This is a genomic window from Pseudomonas sp. Marseille-Q8238, from assembly GCF_965111915.1.
Genome location: NZ_CBCOPI010000001.1, coordinates 128,017 through 145,116, shown reverse-complemented (window position 1 = coordinate 145,116; position 17,100 = coordinate 128,017). Strand labels below are relative to the sequence as shown.

15 protein-coding genes are annotated in these 17,100 nt (G+C 63.9%); 8 read left to right on the top strand and 7 right to left on the bottom strand.

All coding sequences use genetic code 11. The features are described 5' to 3' along the window. Positions 1-144: 144 nt before the first annotated feature. The 3 genes from ACWPW0_RS00625 to ACWPW0_RS00615 form a co-directional block, all read right to left on the bottom strand. On the bottom strand, positions 145-1,479 hold the full coding sequence (locus ACWPW0_RS00625; protein ID WP_447588026.1) for a spinster family MFS transporter: 1,335 nt from the start codon (positions 1,477-1,479) through the stop codon (positions 145-147). Positions 1,480-1,703: 224 nt separating this feature from the next. Next, a complete protein-coding gene (locus ACWPW0_RS00620; RefSeq protein WP_447588024.1) occupies positions 1,704-2,927 on the bottom strand; it encodes a CaiB/BaiF CoA transferase family protein in 1,224 nt (407 codons plus the stop codon). A gap of 188 nt (positions 2,928-3,115) precedes the next feature. Then, positions 3,116-4,297 (bottom strand): acyl-CoA dehydrogenase, encoded by a 1,182-nt coding sequence (locus ACWPW0_RS00615; RefSeq protein ID WP_447588023.1) that lies wholly within the window; start codon positions 4,295-4,297, stop codon positions 3,116-3,118. A gap of 174 nt (positions 4,298-4,471) precedes the next feature. Here ACWPW0_RS00615 and ACWPW0_RS00610 point away from each other — a divergent pair, with 174 nt between their 5' ends. Then, positions 4,472-5,368, top strand: a complete 897-nt coding sequence (locus tag ACWPW0_RS00610; RefSeq protein ID WP_454254118.1) for a LysR family transcriptional regulator — start codon at positions 4,472-4,474, stop codon at positions 5,366-5,368. A gap of 39 nt (positions 5,369-5,407) precedes the next feature. On the opposite strand, the gene ACWPW0_RS00605 is transcribed toward ACWPW0_RS00610, so the two are convergent. From ACWPW0_RS00605 to ACWPW0_RS00595, 3 genes are all read right to left on the bottom strand, one after another. Next, the gene (locus ACWPW0_RS00605) at positions 5,408-7,870 is read right to left on the bottom strand and encodes a TonB-dependent siderophore receptor (RefSeq protein WP_454256679.1); all 2,463 of its coding nucleotides are present in this window, start codon (positions 7,868-7,870) and stop codon (positions 5,408-5,410) included. Between the two features lie 156 nt (positions 7,871-8,026). Then, positions 8,027-8,995 carry a FecR domain-containing protein gene (locus ACWPW0_RS00600; protein ID WP_454254117.1) on the bottom strand — a complete coding sequence of 323 codons (969 nt, stop codon included), beginning with the start codon at positions 8,993-8,995 and terminating at the stop codon, positions 8,027-8,029. After that, a complete protein-coding gene (locus ACWPW0_RS00595; protein WP_454254116.1) occupies positions 8,992-9,504 on the bottom strand; it encodes a sigma-70 family RNA polymerase sigma factor in 513 nt (170 codons plus the stop codon). Before ACWPW0_RS00595 ends, ACWPW0_RS00600 begins: the two co-directional genes overlap by 4 nt. Positions 9,505-10,101: 597 nt before the next feature. On the opposite strand from ACWPW0_RS00595, the gene ACWPW0_RS00590 reads away from it, so the two are divergent. The 5 genes from ACWPW0_RS00590 (at position 10,102) to ACWPW0_RS00570 (ending at position 13,849) form a co-directional block, all read left to right on the top strand. Next, positions 10,102-11,223 carry a Re/Si-specific NAD(P)(+) transhydrogenase subunit alpha gene (locus ACWPW0_RS00590; protein ID WP_447588011.1) on the top strand — a complete coding sequence of 374 codons (1,122 nt, stop codon included), beginning with the start codon at positions 10,102-10,104 and terminating at the stop codon, positions 11,221-11,223. A 14-nt stretch (positions 11,224-11,237) separates the two neighbouring features. Beyond that, positions 11,238-11,552, top strand: coding sequence for an NAD(P) transhydrogenase subunit alpha (locus ACWPW0_RS00585; protein ID WP_213641751.1), 315 nt, complete (start codon positions 11,238-11,240; stop codon positions 11,550-11,552). A 2-nt stretch (positions 11,553-11,554) separates the two neighbouring features. After that, a complete protein-coding gene (locus tag ACWPW0_RS00580; protein WP_447588009.1) occupies positions 11,555-12,991 on the top strand; it encodes an NAD(P)(+) transhydrogenase (Re/Si-specific) subunit beta in 1,437 nt (478 codons plus the stop codon). 217 nt (positions 12,992-13,208) lie between these two features. After that, the gene (locus ACWPW0_RS00575; protein ID WP_447588007.1) at positions 13,209-13,415 is read left to right on the top strand and encodes a DUF1127 domain-containing protein; all 207 of its coding nucleotides are present in this window, start codon (positions 13,209-13,211) and stop codon (positions 13,413-13,415) included. 113 nt (positions 13,416-13,528) lie between these two features. Next, positions 13,529-13,849, top strand: a complete 321-nt coding sequence (locus ACWPW0_RS00570) for a DUF2388 domain-containing protein (RefSeq protein WP_454254115.1) — start codon at positions 13,529-13,531, stop codon at positions 13,847-13,849. A gap of 104 nt (positions 13,850-13,953) precedes the next feature. On the opposite strand, the gene ACWPW0_RS00565 is transcribed toward ACWPW0_RS00570, so the two are convergent. Beyond that, entirely contained in the window at positions 13,954-14,448 is a 495-nt protein-coding gene (locus tag ACWPW0_RS00565) for a GNAT family N-acetyltransferase (RefSeq protein ID WP_454254114.1), read from the bottom strand. Between the two features lie 271 nt (positions 14,449-14,719). Here ACWPW0_RS00565 and ACWPW0_RS00560 point away from each other — a divergent pair, with 271 nt between their 5' ends. Both ACWPW0_RS00560 and ACWPW0_RS00555 read left to right on the top strand, forming a co-directional pair. Then, complete coding sequence (locus ACWPW0_RS00560) at positions 14,720-15,043, top strand: DUF2388 domain-containing protein (protein ID WP_454254113.1); 324 nt, start codon at positions 14,720-14,722, stop codon at positions 15,041-15,043. A gap of 11 nt (positions 15,044-15,054) precedes the next feature. After that, positions 15,055-16,995, top strand: a complete 1,941-nt coding sequence (locus ACWPW0_RS00555; RefSeq protein WP_454254112.1) for a DUF7844 domain-containing protein — start codon at positions 15,055-15,057, stop codon at positions 16,993-16,995. The last annotated feature ends 105 nt before the right edge of the window (positions 16,996-17,100 follow it).

Genomic DNA, 17,100 nt, shown 5'->3' with positions numbered 1-17,100 from the left:
CCGCTACAGACGCTCCGCGTCTGCGGGACGCGGAGCGTCCCCGGATCAGGCTCCCACGCTGGAGCGTGGGAGCCATCATCTTGGCTTGAGTGAACAGCATTACCGCCTGCACGGGGCTGATTCGGCGTTAACGACGGAGCGGCCTCAGGCCGGATTGGCCGACCACTGCTGCAGCCGCACCAGGCTCTCGCGATAAGGCTTGAGGCCCCGGGACAGGAGGATGATCGAACTGAACACCGCCAGCGCGGTAACGATCAGCAGCGAATAACGCAGCGCCATGTCATCGGCGAACACGTAGTCAGTAACCAGCGCCACGGCCGTCGGGCCCAGGCCCAGGCCGACCAGGGTGATGACGAACAGGTAGATCGCCGACGCCTGGCCGCGCATCGAGTTGGGCATGATCTCCTGGATCGCCGCCGGCGCCACGCCAAACGGCATGCTCAGGAAGAACACCGTGGGCGCCATGACCACCGACACCCAGAACGCGTCGTTCAGCAGCGGGAACAGGATCACCAGCGGCAAGGCGCCGATGGCGGAGATCAGGCCCACACGCATGTTCGCGTCGCTGCGACCACGCTTGGCCATCCAGTCCGCCAGACGGCCGCCGAAGACGATACCCAGGCACCCGAACACCGCCACGATGCTGCCGTAGATGATGCCCACCTGGCTGGCATCCCAGCCGTAGGTGCGGATGTAGAAGGTCGGAATCCACGCGGCGCTGCCGTAGCCGGCGAAGGCCAGGCCGGCAAAGCCGAAGTTGTGGCACAGCACGGTGCGGCGGTTGCTGCGGATGTAACGGCCGACATCGGCCAGCGGCACCGCTACGCCGGCGCCGACACCACGGCGGACCGGTTCGCGCACGGCCAGCATGAGCAGGGTGAACAGGATGCCAGCGGCCCCCAGGATCAGGAAGATCAACTGCCAGGGACGCACTTCACCGAACACCGGCAGGACCACATCGCCCTGCGCCGAGGCGAACTTGATCACCAGGCCGCCGAGCAGAAAGGCCAGGCCCGAGCCCAGGTAGACGCCCATCGAATAGACGCTGATGGCGGTGGCGCGACGCTCGGCCGGAAAGCTATCGGCGATCAGCGAATAGGCGGCCGGCGACAGGGCGGCTTCACCCACACCGACGCCGATGCGGCAGATCAGGAACTGCCAGTACAGCTTGGCCATCCCGCAGGCGGCGGTGGCGGCGCTCCAGAACAGCACACCGATGGCGATCAGGCCACGCCGGCTCTTGGTATCGGCCAGACGCCCGAGCGGGATGCCACAGACGGTGTAGAACAGGGCGAAGGACAAGCCCATCAGCAGGCTCATCTGTGTATCGCTGATGACCAGATCGCGACGGATCGGCTCCACCAGCAGGTTGAGAATCTGCCGGTCGATGAACGACAGCACGTAGGCCACCATCAGGATCACTACGGTGGTCCAGGCGGCGAGGCTTGAGGGGTAGCCATCATTATTATTGTTGGGCACTGGCAATCTCCTCGGCGCCACATGACATCAGGCGCACGATGGGTGGAAGGGGTTGCCAGCTTAGGTCGCGATAAGCCCAACTTAGTATCGCCCAAAGGGATTATCAGCCATTTGAATGAGGATGATGACCTTGTGCAAATGTTGTACAGCATGTGACAGACGCGGGTCAGCACCGCGCTGGGCGGCACCAGCGTTACATCACGCCACACTCCGGGCGAGAGGTGCTACACAACTCCCGCCGCACGCAGGTCGGCGATCTGCCCGGCATCCAGGCCGAGCACCTCGCGCAGGATTGCCTCGCTGTGCTCACCGAGCAATGGCGGGGCGTTGCGGTATTGCACCGGGCTGGCCGACAGCCGCAGCGGGCTGGCCACCTGCGGGGTGCTGCCAGCCAGGGGATGGGGAATATCCACCCGCAGGCCACGGGCAAGCACCTGCGGATCGGCGAACACCTGGGCCAGGTCGTTGACCGGCCCGCACGGCACGCCGGCCGCTTCCAGCAGGGCAACCCACTCGCCAGTGGTACGAAATACCGTGACTTGACGGATCAACGGGATCAGCTCGGCACGGTGCGCCACGCGTTGGCTGTTGCTGACGAAGCGCGGATCACTGCCCCATTCGGCATGCCCCGCCACTTCGCAGAATTTGCGGAACTGGCTGTCGTTGCCGACGGTAAGGATCAGGTCGCCATCGGCGGTGGGGAAATCCTGGTAGGGCACGATGTTCGGGTGCGCGTTGCCCAGGCGCCGTGGCGGCGTGCCGGTGGTCAGGTAGTTCATCGCCTGGTTGGCCAGGCAGGCGACCTGCACGTCGAGCAGCGCCATGTCGATGTGCTGGCCCTCGCCGGTCTTCTCGCGGTGGGCCAAGGCTGCCAACACGGCCACCGTGGCATACAGCCCGGTGAGAATGTCGGTGAGCGCCACACCGGCCTTCATCGGCCCGGCGCCGGGTTCGCCTTCGGGGATGCCGGTCAGGCTCATCAGCCCGCCCAGGCCCTGGATCATGAAGTCATAGCCGGCCCGCTTGGCATAGGGGCCGTCCTGGCCGAAGCCGGTGATGGAGCAGTAGATCAGCTTTGGGTTGATCGCCTTGAGGCTGGCGTAATCCAGGCCATAGGCGGCCAGGCCACCGACCTTGAAGTTCTCCACCAGAATGTCCGACTTCGCCGCCAGCTCGCGCACGATGCGCTGGCCTTCGGCCTGGGTGAAGTCGAGGGTCAGCGACTGCTTGTTGCGGTTGGCGGCCAGATAATAGGCCGCCTCCGAGGTGTTCTGCCCCTGTGCATCCTTGAGGAACGGCGGCCCCCAGTGGCGGGTGTCATCGCCCACGCCGGGGCGCTCGACCTTGATCACTTCGGCACCCAGGTCGGCCAGGTTCTGCCCGCACCAAGGCCCGGCGAGCACGCGGGACAGATCCAGTACGCGAAGGTGGGACAGAGCGCCGGGCATGGGAAGTTCTCTCAGTGTGCAAGGCGAATAGGCGGCTCCTACAGGAGCACTTAAAGCCTGATTTGATCGTTCCCACGCTCTGCGTGGGCATGCATCCTCCGGACGCTCCGCGTCCGCAAGGGCGCGTGACGCGGAACGTCGCGGGCGGCGTTCCCACGCAGAGCGTGGGAACGATCATCCGGGCGTGCTTAGAAAAACGCCTGCAGACCAGTCTGCGCCCGGCCAAGGATCAGCGCATGTACGTCATGGGTGCCCTCATAGGTGTTGACCACCTCCAGGTTGACCAGGTGACGGGCCACGCCGAACTCGTCGCTGATGCCGTTGCCACCCATCATGTCGCGGGCCAGGCGGGCGATATCCAGCGCCTTGCCGCAGCTGTTGCGCTTCATGATCGAGGTGATTTCCACCGCAGCGGTGCCTTCGTCCTTCATCCGCCCGAGGCGCAGGCAGCCTTGCAGGGCCAGGGTGATATCGGTCTGCATGTCGGCCAGCTTCTTCTGGATCAGCTGGTTCTGCGCCAGTGGGCGGCCGAACTGCTTGCGGTCCAGGGTGTACTGGCGGGCGGTGTGCCAGCAGAACTCGGCGGCGCCCAGCGCGCCCCAGCTGATCCCGTAACGGGCGGAGTTGAGGCAGGTGAACGGCCCCTTCAAACCACGCACATCGGGGAAGGCGTTCTCTTCCGGGCAGAACACGTTGTCCATGACGATCTCGCCGGTGATCGACGCACGCAGGCCGACCTTGCCGTGGATCGCCGGGGCGCTGAGACCCTGCCAGCCTTTTTCCAGGACAAAGCCGCGAATCTCGCCGGCGTCATCCTTGGCCCAGACCACGAACACATCGGCAATCGGGCTGTTGGTGATCCACATCTTGGCACCGGTCAGGCGATAGCCGCCGTCGACCTTCTTCGCCCGGGTGATCATCGAGCCGGGGTCCGAGCCATGGTCCGGCTCGGTCAGACCGAAGCAGCCGATGTACTCACCACTGGCCAGCTTGGGCAGGTATTTCTGCTTGGTGGCTTCATTGCCGAACTCGTTGATCGGCACCATCACCAGCGACGACTGCACGCTCATCATGGAGCGATAGCCGGAGTCGATACGCTCCACTTCGCGAGCGATCAGGCCATAGCACACATAGTTCAGGCCGCTACCGCCGTAGGCTTCGGGAATGGTCGCGCCGAGCAGGCCGGTGTCGCCCATCTCGCGGAAAATCGCCGGGTCGGTCTTCTCATGGCGGAAGGCTTCCAGCACGCGCGGGGCCAGCTTGTCGGCGGCGAACTGCTGGGCGCTGTCGCGCACCATGCGCTCTTCATCGGTGAGCTGTTGATCCAGCAGCAGCGGATCTTCCCAGTTGAAGCGAGCCTTACCAGCCATGACGAACTCCTCGGAACAGGATTGGGCACAGACCTGCGTCTGCACGATGGGCTTAGCCTAGGCAGTGGAGGCGCAATGGGCAAACGAGGATTTCGCATGAACCTGTGCAAATAACTCACTTCGAGATAGCCTGAAAGGCATTATTCATTCGCTATCAGTGAGCCATTCGCATACATGCGCCGCAAGATTCCCAGTACCGCCGCACTGGTGGCCTTCGAGGCCTCGGCCCGTCACCAGAGCTTCACCCGCGCCGCCGACGAGCTGGCGCTGACCCAGGGCGCGGTGTGCCGGCAGATCGCCAGCCTGGAAACCTTCCTGGGCGTCGAGCTGTTCCGTCGTTCGCGCCGAGGCGTGGTGCTCACCGAAGCCGGCACCGCCTACAGCCGCAAGGTGGCCGCGCAACTGGACGCGGTGGAGCGCGACACCCTGGCGCTGATGGGCGCCCAGGGCGCGATGAGTATCGAGCTGGCCGTGGTGCCGACCTTCGGCACGCAATGGCTGCTGCCACGGCTCAAGGTCTTCCAGCAGTTGCACCCGGAAGTCACCGTGCACCTGACCAACCGCACCCGACCATTCCTGTTCGCCGACACCGGCTTCGACGCGGCAATCTACTTCGGTGATGGCGACTGGTCCGGTACCGAGGCGCACTTTCTCATGCACGAACACCTGATGCCGGTGTGCAGCCCCGCCCTGCTCGACGGCCAACCGGCCAGCCCTGAACGCATCGCCGAACTGCCGCTGCTGCAGCAGACCACCCGCCCTTACGCCTGGCGTCAGTGGTTCAACGCCCAGGGCCTGAACGTCGCCCGCGACATGACCGGGCCGCGCCTGGAACTGTTCTCGATGCTCGCCCAGGCGGCGTGCCACGAGATGGGCGTGGCGCTGATTCCGCCGTTCCTGATCCAGCGTGAACTGGCCGAGGGCAGCCTGGTGGTTGCCCTCGATGCGCCCGTGCCGGACAACGGCCGCGCCTATTACCTGATGGTGCCGGAACGCAAAGTGGAGTCGGCGGCGCTCAGCGCGTTTCGCGACTGGCTGGTGAGCGAGGCTGGCACTTATCAGCAAACCTGATGTGCCCGCCACGCTGCTGCAATCCATCCAAGCCGCCTGTCAGAGCGACCAGCGCAGGGTCAGCATGGCATTGCGCGGCTCGCCATACTGGTTGACCGCATAGGCGGTGTTGGAGCCAATGCTCTGGTAGTACTTCTTGTCGAACACGTTGTTCAGGTTCAGGCGTATGTCGACCTGCTCCGAGGCCTTGTAGTTGGCCATCAGGTCGACCAGGGTGTAACCCTTCTGCTCGATACGGTAAGGCGTTTCGGCACCATAGAAATTGCTGCCCTGACTGTAGATGGTGTTCTGCCGGTAGATGCCGCCACCGAGGGTCCAGCGATCAAGCTCACCGGGGAGCCGGTAGCTGGTGAAGGCCTTGAACATGTGGCGCGGAAGTTCGCTATCGAACAAGCGCCCCTCATTGTTCTCATCCTTGTGATACTTGGCGGCGCTGTAGGTGTAACCAGCACCGATCTGCCAGCCGGTTGCCAGGCTGCCATTGACCTCCAGCTCGACCCCTTCGCTGCGCACCACACCGGCCGCCTCATAGCAGTCTGGCACCAGTGCCGAGCACTGGTTGCGATCCAGCGACTTGGCGCGGTTCTCCTGATCGATACGGAAGAGCGCGGCGCTGGCATTGAGGCTGCCGTCAAAGTACTCCCCTTTGATGCCGATCTCGTAATTCTTGCCTTCGATAGGCTTGAGGCCCTGACCATTGGCCATGAGCTCCGACTGTGGTTTGAAGATATCGGTATAGCTGGCATACACCGAGTGCTGTGCATCGAGGTCGTAGATCAGGCCGGCATAGCGCGTGACATGACGGGTGACCTTATAGCTCGTGGCGGTGGTGCGGGTGCCGTTCCTGTTGGTCGCGTCGTAATCGAACCAATCGAGGCGACCGCCGAGAATGAGCTTGAGATCATCGCTGAGGTTGAAGCGCGAGGTGACATAGCCACCCTTCTGCCGGGAGCTGCGTTCCTGCTGCCAGAAGCTCATGTCCAGATTCTGCTTGGGTACGCGGTGCGGGTCCCAGGCAAAGATATCCATATCCAGTTCGTCATCCAGATAGTTACCGTTGCCCTGGAAGATCAGCTCCCGCTGGCTGGCCCCGACAACCAGTTCGTGAGTTCGACCAAACGCCTGGAAAGGTCCGGATGCATAGGCGTCGTAGCTGTTCTGCCGGTCCTTGTAGCGGTATTGCCCGATGTACTGCCCAAACTGGTCTTCGTCGATCCAGTAAATGCGCTCTACCTGTGTGCCGTGCATCGCCAGGTCCGACCAGGTACGACTGGCGGCCAGCAGCAGTTTCCAGTCATTGTCGAAACGCTGCTCCAGGCGGGTGAAGAGCGTGGTGTTGTCCTGGTCCCAGTATTCCCAGGCATTGCCCAGATAAGTGGAGCGCGACAGATGCAGATCGCTGCCGTCCTTCGCAGTCGACAAGCCACCCCAGGAACTGGTGTTGTTACTGTTTTGATCGGAAACACCGAGGGTCAGGGTGGTCGAGTCGCTCAGGTCAGCCTCGCCGATGGCATAGAGCACCGTGCGCTCGCTGTCGGCCACATCCTGGAAGCTTTGTTTGGTCTGGTAGGAGGTGACCACACGACCACGCAAGGTGCCGGACGCATTGAGCGCATTCGAGGCATCCACCTCGGCCCGGTAATTGTCCCAGCTGCCGGCACTGCCGGTAATGGCCAGGTACGGACTGGCAGTCGGGCGCTTTCGCACCAGGTTGATAGCCGCAGAGGGAGTACCCGAGCCCTGCATCATGCCGGTGGCGCCGCGCACCACCTCAACCCGGTCATAAATCGCCATGTCCGGCGACGAGTTCATGTCGCGGCTGAGGTAGTGGGACAGTTCACTGGACAAGCCATCGGTCATCAGGCCTTCGACCGCGAATCCTCGTGCGTAGAAGTTGGGCCGCTGCGGGCCGTTTTTGGTCATCGAGATACCCGGCGTGCTCTTGAGCACATCCTCCAGGCTTCTCATCGACTGATCATCCATGCGCTGACGGGTCATCACAGTGACCGATTGCGGGGTTTCACGCAGCGACAGCGCCAACTTGGTGGCCGTCTGCATGGTACCCGTGGTGTAGGAACCCGAGCCCTCCGTGGTCTGGCCCAACATCCTATCCGTGATGCTGGTTGCACCCAGTTGCAGGGCACCGGCAGGCTGCTCCGCCGTCAGCCGGTAACCGCCATTGCCCAATGTCAGCGCCTGCAAGCCACTGCCGGCCAGCAGGCGAGCCAAGGCCTGGTCAGGCGTGAAGTTGCCCTGCACCGCCGAACTGCTTTTCCCGGCCAGGTCGGCCTGCTCGAACGCGATGTTCAGCCCGCTTTCACGGCTCAGACGGGTCAACGCGCCATCCAGCGAACCGGCCGGTATGTCGAAGTGACGCGTTACGCTGGCGCTGGCCGGCTCGGCGGCATGCGCGCCGATAACCGGAGTCAGGCCGAGGCCCAGGCAGAGAACGGCATGGCGAATGGCGATACGCAGCGGCGCGCCGACGGTAGAGGTTCGAATGGTCACAGCATGAGGTCTCGTTGGCAGTTGTTGGAATGTGCTGGCCTACATGCCGGGCCAAATCGCCAATCCCCTCACTACAAATGAGAATTTTTCGCGGATATGGCCCGCTTCCACCCAGTCACCAGCAGTGGGGCGCGCCATGCCCGCGACCTCCTACACCCCGACTCGTACCCAATAGCGTGTCAGATAATGCAGCCGCAGGCCGTGGGCTTCGGCGAGGAAGGCCAGGGTCGCGTCGGTATCGTTGAGGGTGAAGTTGCCGCTGATGGAACGGCCTGCCACCTGTGGATCGCAACCCAGGTGGCCGTGCCGATAGCGGCCCAGTTCCGCCAGCACCTGAGACAAGGGCATGTCGCGCGCCACCAGCAGGCCTTCACGCCAGGCAGTGGAATCCGCTGGCGAGGTTTGCTCCTGCCTAGCGCTGGTGGTGGACAGCAGCCAGGTCTCACCGGCCTGGGCGACCGCACTGCTGCCATCGCGTGGCTGCATCCGCACCGCACCTTCGCTCACGCTCAGTCGGCACGCGTGTTCCTCGAGGCGTACGCCGAAACGGGTGCCCAGCGCTTCGAACAGGCCAAACGGCGTATCCACCCGCAACGGCCTGCGGATCGGGCTGCCGGTATCGGTGCCGCTGACCAGATGCAGCTCGCCGCGCAGCAGGTGTACCAGGCGCTGCGTCGCATCGAAGCGCAGGGCAACGGCACTGTCGGTATTGAGATCGAGCACGCTGCCATCGGCCAGGGTCCAGCGGCCGCGCTCACCGAGCCGGGTGCTGTAGTCGGCCATCAGACGTTGCCAGGGCGTGACCTCGCCAGCGCCCCAGGTGGTCACGCCGACGGCACCGAACAATGCCAACAGCTTGATCATCTGCCGGCGCCGCAAACGCGCTTCAGGCAACTTCTCCAGGGCTTGCATGGCCAGCTCGGCGGGCATCCCGGCGAAGTGACCGCCTAGGCTCTGGATGCGCTGCCAGGCCAACCGGTGTTCTTCACGTCCCGCCAACCAGTCGGCGAATGCCTGGCGGGTGTCGTCACCTGCCGGGTTGTAGCTCAGCTTGATCGACCAGTCGATGGCCTGGTCGATCACCTCGCCCGGCAGGCTGGGTAGCGATGCCTCGCTCATGCCGGCGTCTCGAAGACCAGGCGGTAGCAATGACGCAGAGCGCTGGCAATATGCCGCTCGACGGTAGACAGGGACACCCCGAGCCGTTCGGCAATCACCGGGCAGGTCAGCCCCTCCAGCTGCGCCAGCAGAAAGGCCTGGCGCACCTGCGGGCGCAGCTCGTCGAGCAGACGGTCGATCGCCACCAGGGACTCGATGGCCAGCAGGCTGGTTTCCGGCGAAGGCGCGACATGGTCGGGCAGGCTCGCCACGGTTTCCAGCCAGGCGCGTTCGATATCACGATGGCGCCACAGGTCGATCACCAGGCCACGCGCCACGGTACGCAAGTACGCTCGCGGCTCGCTCAGCGCTGCACTGTTACGCCGTTGCAACAGGCGCACAAAGGTATCCTGCGCCAGGTCGGCGGCGTCGGCGGCATTGTTCAGGCGTACCCTCAACCAGCCTTGTAGCCAGCCATGATGCTCGGCATACAGGTGCTCGATGGCAGGTGCAGGGTGGGAGCCGGACATGCTCGATCCTCGACGCGCGACACATTCAAATGATAAGAAATCGCATTATCATCCGTTCAGGCCCAATCGGCAAAGCCTGTCGCACAAAAGGCCCTCCTGCCATGTCGTGTGGGCCGATCGCAGGCCAGCACTACAGATTCTCTACTGCATTATGTGCGCAAAGCCGCATGGCATCTGCGCTTCACTCAGGTAGTATGCCGCCCCATCCACTACATGGCGTTTAGGCAGCGAACGCCGTGTAACGCCCGCAGCATGGGCGTGAACGCAATTTTGAACACCCTGTTCGTTACCTTCCACACCCCGGAAGAGACGACCAATGGTCATTCACGCAGCGAATGACAACCTCCCTCTGCAGACGCCGCCAGTCAAGGCGCGAGCCAGAAACGGTGCGGCTTGCGGACGGTATGAAAAGCAGTCATGCATCCATAACTTGTAGTAATGCAATTTTCTTACTCCATAACTTCTTGAAGGGGCGGCCGTTCGCCTGCAAAATGCCGCGCCCGCCACTGTCGAGCGGGTTTTGTGCTGATCCGCCCCCGCCAGCGCGCCAACGTAGTGTGCCGGTTCATCAAAAACGATCACGCAGGAGAATTTGAAGTGCACATCGGTGTTCCTCTCGAGACCCATGCCGGTGAGACGCGCGTTGCCGCGACTCCCGAAACCATCAAGAAGCTGATCGGCCAGGGCCACCAGGTCACCGTGCAGAGCGGTGCGGGCGTCAGCGCCAGCATCCCGGACAGCGCTTATGAAACTGTCGGTGCCACCATCGGCAACGAGGCCGCCGCCTTCGGTGCCGACCTGGTGCTGAAAGTGGTCGCCCCGACCGATGCCGAACTGGCCCACATGAAAACCGGCGCCGTGCTGGTTGGCATGCTCAACCCGTTCAGCAACGAAACCATCGCCCGCATGAACGGCCGGGGCATCACCGCCTTCGCCCTGGAGGCCGCGCCGCGTACCTCCCGCGCGCAGAGCCTGGATGTGCTGAGCTCGCAGGCCAACATCGCCGGCTACAAGGCCGTGCTGCTGGCTGCGCACCACTACCCGCGCTTCATGCCGATGCTGATGACCGCTGCCGGTACCGTCAAGGCCGCGCGCATCCTCATCCTGGGTGCCGGTGTCGCCGGTCTGCAGGCCATCGCCACGGCCAAGCGCCTGGGTGCGGTGATCGAAGCCTCCGACGTGCGCCCTGCGGTTAAAGAGCAGATCGAATCGCTCGGCGCCAAGTTCGTCGACGTGCCGTTCGAGACCGACGAAGAGCGCGAGTGCGCCCAGGGTGTCGGCGGTTACGCCCGCCCAATGCCGGCCTCGTGGATGGAGCGTCAGGCCAAGGCGGTGCACGAGAAAGCCAAGCAGGCCGATATCGTCATCACCACTGCACTGATTCCGGGCCGCAAGGCACCGACCCTGCTGCACGAAGCGACCGTTGCCGAAATGAAGCCAGGTTCCGTGGTCATCGACCTCGCGGCTGCGCAAGGCGGCAACTGCCCGCTGACCGAAGCCGAGCAGGTGGTGGTCAAGCATGGCGTGACCATCGTCGGCCACAGCAACCTGGCGGCCCTGGTGCCGGCAGACGCCTCGGCCCTGTATGCGCGCAACCTGCTGGACTTCCTCAAGCTGGTCATCGACAGCGAAGGCAAGTTCCACCTCAACCTTGAAGACGACATCGTCGCCGCGTGCCTGATGTGCCGCGACGGTCAAGTCGTCCGCACCAACGGCTAAGGGGAGTACCGGACATGGATATGATTTCCGACGGCATCTACAACCTGATCATCTTCGCACTGGCCATCTACGTGGGTTACCACGTGGTGTGGAACGTCACCCCGGCCCTGCACACCCCGCTGATGGCGGTGACCAACGCGATTTCCGCGATCGTCATCGTCGGCGCCATGCTGGCCGCCGCCCTGACCGTGACCCCGCTGGGCAAGACCATGGGCACCCTGGCCGTGGCCCTGGCCGCGGTCAACGTCTTCGGTGGCTTCCTGGTCACCCGACGCATGCTGGAAATGTTCAAGAAAAAAGCGCCTAAAGCTGCGGCGGAGAAGCACTGACCATGAGCATGAACCTGATCACTGTTCTCTACCTCGTTGCCTCGATCTGCTTCATCCAGGCACTCAAGGGGCTGTCGCACCCGACCACCTCCCGTCGTGGTAACGCCTTCGGCATGATCGGTATGGCCATCGCCGTGCTGACCACCCTGGGTCTGATCCACAAGCTCGGCAGCGAGCTGGCCCTGGAAGGTATCGGCTACGTCATCGTCGGCCTGCTGGTCGGTGGTACCGCCGGCTCAATCATGGCCAAGCGCGTCGAGATGACCAAGATGCCGGAACTGGTCGCCTTCATGCACAGCATGATCGGCCTGGCCGCGGTCTTCATCGCCATCGCCGCCGTCGTCGAGCCGCAATCGCTGGGCATCGTCGCCGCCCTGGGTGATGCGATCCCGGCCGGTAACCGCCTGGAACTGTTCCTCGGTGCAGCCATCGGCGCCATCACCTTCTCCGGTTCGGTGATCGCCTTCGGCAAGCTGTCGGGCAAGTACAAGTTCCGCCTGTTCCAGGGCGCCCCTGTGCAGTTCAAGGGTCAGCACCTGGTCAACCTGGTGTTCGGCCTGGCTATCATCGGTCTCGGCCTGTACTTCACCTTCACCGGTGACATCCGCGCCTTCGCCCTGCTGGTGGCCCTGGCCTTCATCATCGGCGTGCTGATCATCATCCCGATCGGCGGTGCCGACATGCCGGTCGTGGTGTCGATGCTCAACAGCTACTCGGGCTGGGCCGCCGCCGGTATCGGCTTCTCGCTGAACAACTCGATGCTGATCATCGCCGGTTCGCTGGTCGGCTCGTCCGGTGCCATCCTCTCGTACATCATGTGCAAGGCGATGAACCGCTCGTTCTTCAACGTCATCCTCGGTGGTTTCGGTGGTGCGGCTGAAGAAGCCGGCCCGGCTGGCGCCAAGGAAGCCCGTCCGGTGAAGTCCGGTTCGTCCGACGACGCCGCCTTCCTGCTGACCAACGCCGACACCGTGATCATTGTCCCGGGCTACGGCCTGGCGGTAGCCCGTGCCCAGCACGCGCTGATGGAACTGGCCGAGAAGCTGACCCACCGCGGCGTAACCGTGAAGTACGCGATCCACCCGGTTGCCGGTCGTATGCCTGGCCACATGAACGTCCTGCTGGCCGAGGCCGAAGTGCCTTACGAGCAGGTGTTCGAGATGGAAGACATCAACTCCGAGTTCGGCCAGGCCGACGTGGTACTGGTGCTCGGCGCCAACGACGTGGTCAACCCGGCCGCGAAGAACGATCCGAAGTCGCCGATCGCCGGCATGCCGATCCTCGAGGCCTACAAAGCCAAGACCGTGATCGTCAACAAGCGCTCGATGGCCAGCGGCTACGCCGGCCTGGACAACGAACTGTTCTACCTGGACAAGACCATGATGGTCTTCGGCGACGCCAAGAAAGTCATCGAAGACATGGTCAAGGCCGTCGACTGACGGACTGTCCCGCGCCACCCGAAACCCGCCGCCAGGCGGGTTTCTTCATTTTGCACGACTGAAAACAGTTGGTTCATGCGTTTACCCGTACAGTTCATGAACAGGCACAACTGAACCGACACAATCCTGCATGGCTGTGACTGCCCCGCTCGCGGGATGCAGGTGAACATGAACGGCCTCTCTGCTACTGCCGCCAACCTGCGGCAAGGACCGTGTCATGGAACGCACCGCCAGCCGCACCGCTGAATTCACCGGCCCTCGCCAACCCAGCTGGCCGCTACGCCTGCTAGGCACCCTGCTGCTCTGGAATCGCAACCTGCGCACCCGTCGCCAACTGGCAACGCTCGACGAGCGCTTGCTGGCCGACGCCGGCATCTCCCTGAGTCAGCGCCAGGCAGAGCTGGACAAGCCGTTCTGGCAGTGACGAGTCATGGGCAATGCTTAATGAACTTCGTGCCAGCATGGCCTTGCTGTCCGCCTTGGAGTAGGCTCGCCGCCGCGCATTTCCGTAGCGCCCCCCTTCAGGAGAGTTCCAGCATGTCCCGCCCCTTCGCCCTGCTCAGTCTCACCATCCTGCTCGGTGCCTCCGTGCCGGCCCTGGCCAGCAGCCTGATCGCCTCCACCGACACCCTGGCCGCCAGCACCACCCGCGCACTCGGTGGTAGCAGCGAGCAGACGTCGGACTGGGCCGACGACAAGATCGTGCTCGACGCCCGTGACGACGCCAGCAGCTATGTCGCCAGCGCCGGCGCTATCCGTGGCGCCCACCTGGAAGCCGCCCTGCGCCATATCCGTACCCTGGCGCCAGCACTTGGTGCCAGCGACGAGCAACTGGCCCGCGCCATCCTCGCGCTCTGAGTTGGCTTTTACAGCTCGCCCCCTGCCCAGCCAGGGCTCCCGGATTCGAAGCTCATCTGGACAACCCTGGTTTGGCGGCCAAGGCGACCTGCAGGTGCCCGGCCTTATCTCTCTGCGAGGGACTCAAGTCGCCACTCGGCGTCCGTCAATCGGTACAGCCGTACGGGCCGCTCATGAAATTCAAGCACCTTGAATCCACTGAACACGGCGCGCTCGGCCACCTTGAGCGAAGCCACATGCTCCGGCTCGATAATTACCACGACAGAGGTCAGTCGCCCGTCAGCAAACGCATGCTTCAACACCCCTTTGGCTGCTTCCGACGCAAGCCCCTGATTCCAGAACCGTCTGGCCAGGCGATAACCCAGATTGGCCTCCACGATCCCATCGACCTCTTCTGGCCCGACGCCGCAGAATCCCACCAGCTCATTGGAGGTTTTCTCCACTAGCGCCCAGGGCCCCATTCCGTAGGTGGCATAGCTGTCGGTACACCAGTCAATGAAATTGAGCGTGGCTGACTCGTCACACACACCGCGAACCGAGTATTTCATCACCTCGGGGTCACTGAGGATGGCCGTCAGCGCAGGTAGATCCTCGCCCAATCGGTCGCTGGGTCTCGAATACCTGCACCTGCTGCCCCTTATCCTCATAGTTGGGTGAGACTGAACGACCCGCCACTCTCTTGATGGCTCTCACGATCAGACCTGAACGCGCCAGGCCCGAACATAGCGCGAAACAACGGCTAGCTTCCTTACACAGAAGGAAAGCGTGACGCCCGCAGCATCGCCATACACAACAAACACCGTGGTGCTTGAACTGGACCGCGCTATTTTCGTCCAATAGGCCGTCCTCACTTTCGTTTACGGAGCCGCCATGCGCAGCCTGCTGACCATCCTGTTCGCCACCCTCCTGTGTTTCGCCACGACCAACGTGCAGGCACAGACGCTGGTGGCCACCAGCAACATCATCATTCGCGCACTGGACCGCAGCATCAACTTCACCTCCGACACCACCACCTCGGTCCGCGACATGAAGATCGTCCAGGCTGCTCGTGATGATGCCGCCAGCTTTGTCGCCAGCTCCGGCGAGATCCGTGGCGTGCAACTGGAAGCCGCCTTCACCACCCTGCGCGAGCGGCTGCCCGAAGCCCGCAGCGCGTCCGACCAGGTGCTCGCCCAGGCCATCCTCGCCCTGTGATACGGGGTGCCTTGCGCGGGCTGACAGCGCTCCTGCTGCTGGCCTGCGCCAGTGCCCAGGCAGACTTGCGGCTGCACCTGGACACCCGACACCTCAGCCCTGAAGCCCGCCAAGCCAGTCAGCGTCTGCTCGACGAGGCAATGGCTGCGCTACCGCCACTGTTCATTCAGCGCCTCGACCGTCAGGTCGACGTGCGCTGGAGCGATGACCTGCCCGCCAATGCCTATGGCCGCATCACCCGGCCGAATGCCCTGGCACTGAATGCCAACCTGTTGCCGCGCCTGCTCGACCCGCAACAAGCCGAAGCTGCCACCGGCCGCCCCCATGGCACCCTGCGCCGCGAACTGCTGGCTACCGTGCTGCATGAACTGTCCCACCTGTACGACCGTGCCCGCGTCTGGCCCCAGGACGAGCGTCGCTTGCTGCAACGCTGTCGCACGCAGACCGCAACCCTGGGCGCAGTCGGCCTGGCCGATACCTGCCGTGGTCAGGACGCACGCCGCTTCACCCTCAGCGATGACCCGCGCCTGCTCGACCTGGCCGGCTGGCAGCAGCATGTCGGTCGGCGTGGTATGCGGGAAACCAGCAATGGCCAGGATGCGCGCAGCCCCGATCTATACGAGCTGAGTAACCCACGCGAATTCCTCGCGGTGAACATGGAGTACTTCCTCCTCGACCCCGCCTACGCCTGCCGTCGCCCCGCCCTGCACCGCTACCTGCGCCAGCATTTCGCCTGGGCGCCGCCACAGACGCCCTGCCCACCACAACTGGCCTATCTCAATGCCGGCCGTGACTTCGATCGCCAGCCCCTCGGTCAGATCGACCCCGAGCGCGTGTACCAGGTCGACTACCTGCTGGCCGAACCCAACGATGCCTGGGCCAGCCGCTGGGGCCACAGCATGCTGCGCCTGGTGATCTGCGCTCCGGGTCGTCCACGCGGCCCGGACTGTCGTCTGGACCTGGACCAGCACCTGGTGCTGTCCTTCCGCGCTTTTGTCGGCGACGTGCAACTGTCCAGCTGGGACGGCCTGACCGGCGCCTATCCCTCGCGTTTGTTCGTGCTGCCCCTGGCTCAGGTGATCGACGAATACACCAAGATCGAGTTGCGCGGTCTGGCCTCCGTGCCGTTGCAACTGCCCCGTGACGAGCTGGAGCACCTGGTCGAACGGGCCGTGGAAATGCACTGGAGTTACGACGGCGACTACTGGTTCCTCTCCAACAACTGTGCGGTGGAAACCCTGAAACTGCTGCGCAGCGGCACCGGCCGTGGCGAGCTGCAAGCCCTCGACAGCATCATGCCCAACGGCTTGCTGGCGGTGCTCGAAGGCCGTCGCCTGGCCGACCCCAGCGTGCTTGAAGACCCACGGGAAGCCCTGCGTCTGGGCTATCGGTTCGACTCGTTCCGCGACCGCTACCAGGCCATGTTCAAGGTGTTGCGCGAACGCCTGCCAGTGCCGCAGGAGCGGGTCGAAGACTGGCTGGAACTGTCCGCCGAGCAACGCCGTCCCTGGTTCGCCCAGGCCGATCTACGCGCCAGTGCCGCCCTGCTGCTGCTCGAACAGGCAGCCTTGCGCCGGCAGTTGCTGCTGGCCCAGGAAGACCTCAAGCAACGCTACTTGCAGGCACGCGAGCGGCACCAGCCAGGCTTTGGCGTGGCCGATGAAACCCTGCGCGAGATTCTCGCCAACAGCGGGTTTCTCAGCCGCCCGGCAGAGCTGCTGGAAACCGGCTACGGCCTACCACAGGCCGAGGAGTGGCAGAACCTGGAACGCGAAAGCGACGCGCGCCAACAGACCCTGCGCCGCCTCAGTGGGGATCTTGATCAGGAGGTACGCCGCCTGCTGGAGCCACAGCGCAAGGCGGAAATCGAAGCAGGGGAAACCAACCTCAAGCAGCTCGGTACCCACCTGCGCGAGCTGCACAAAGCCAGTGGCGGCCTGGTGTTGCCCTGACGAAAAAGCAACGCAGCATAGAGGTACCTGCGAAGTCACCAGCGCCGTGCGCACGGTGCTCCGGGAACGATGCAGCGCTCCTAGCAGGGCACTGGTGGCATGCCC

Coding starts and splice junctions, on each gene's coding strand:
- ACWPW0_RS00620 (WP_447588024.1), bottom strand. CDS start 2,927: ATGCCCGGCGCTCTGTCCCACCTTCGCGTACTGGATCTGTCCCGCGTG.
- ACWPW0_RS00615 (WP_447588023.1), bottom strand. CDS start 4,297: ATGGCTGGTAAGGCTCGCTTCAACTGGGAAGATCCGCTGCTGCTGGAT.
- ACWPW0_RS00610 (WP_454254118.1), top strand. CDS start 4,472: ATGCGCCGCAAGATTCCCAGTACCGCCGCACTGGTGGCCTTCGAGGCC.
- ACWPW0_RS00600 (WP_454254117.1), bottom strand. CDS start 8,995: ATGAGCGAGGCATCGCTACCCAGCCTGCCGGGCGAGGTGATCGACCAG.
- ACWPW0_RS00595 (WP_454254116.1), bottom strand. CDS start 9,504: ATGTCCGGCTCCCACCCTGCACCTGCCATCGAGCACCTGTATGCCGAG.
- ACWPW0_RS00585 (WP_213641751.1), top strand. CDS start 11,238: ATGGATATGATTTCCGACGGCATCTACAACCTGATCATCTTCGCACTG.
- ACWPW0_RS00580 (WP_447588009.1), top strand. CDS start 11,555: ATGAGCATGAACCTGATCACTGTTCTCTACCTCGTTGCCTCGATCTGC.
- ACWPW0_RS00575 (WP_447588007.1), top strand. CDS start 13,209: ATGGAACGCACCGCCAGCCGCACCGCTGAATTCACCGGCCCTCGCCAA.
- ACWPW0_RS00570 (WP_454254115.1), top strand. CDS start 13,529: ATGTCCCGCCCCTTCGCCCTGCTCAGTCTCACCATCCTGCTCGGTGCC.
- ACWPW0_RS00560 (WP_454254113.1), top strand. CDS start 14,720: ATGCGCAGCCTGCTGACCATCCTGTTCGCCACCCTCCTGTGTTTCGCC.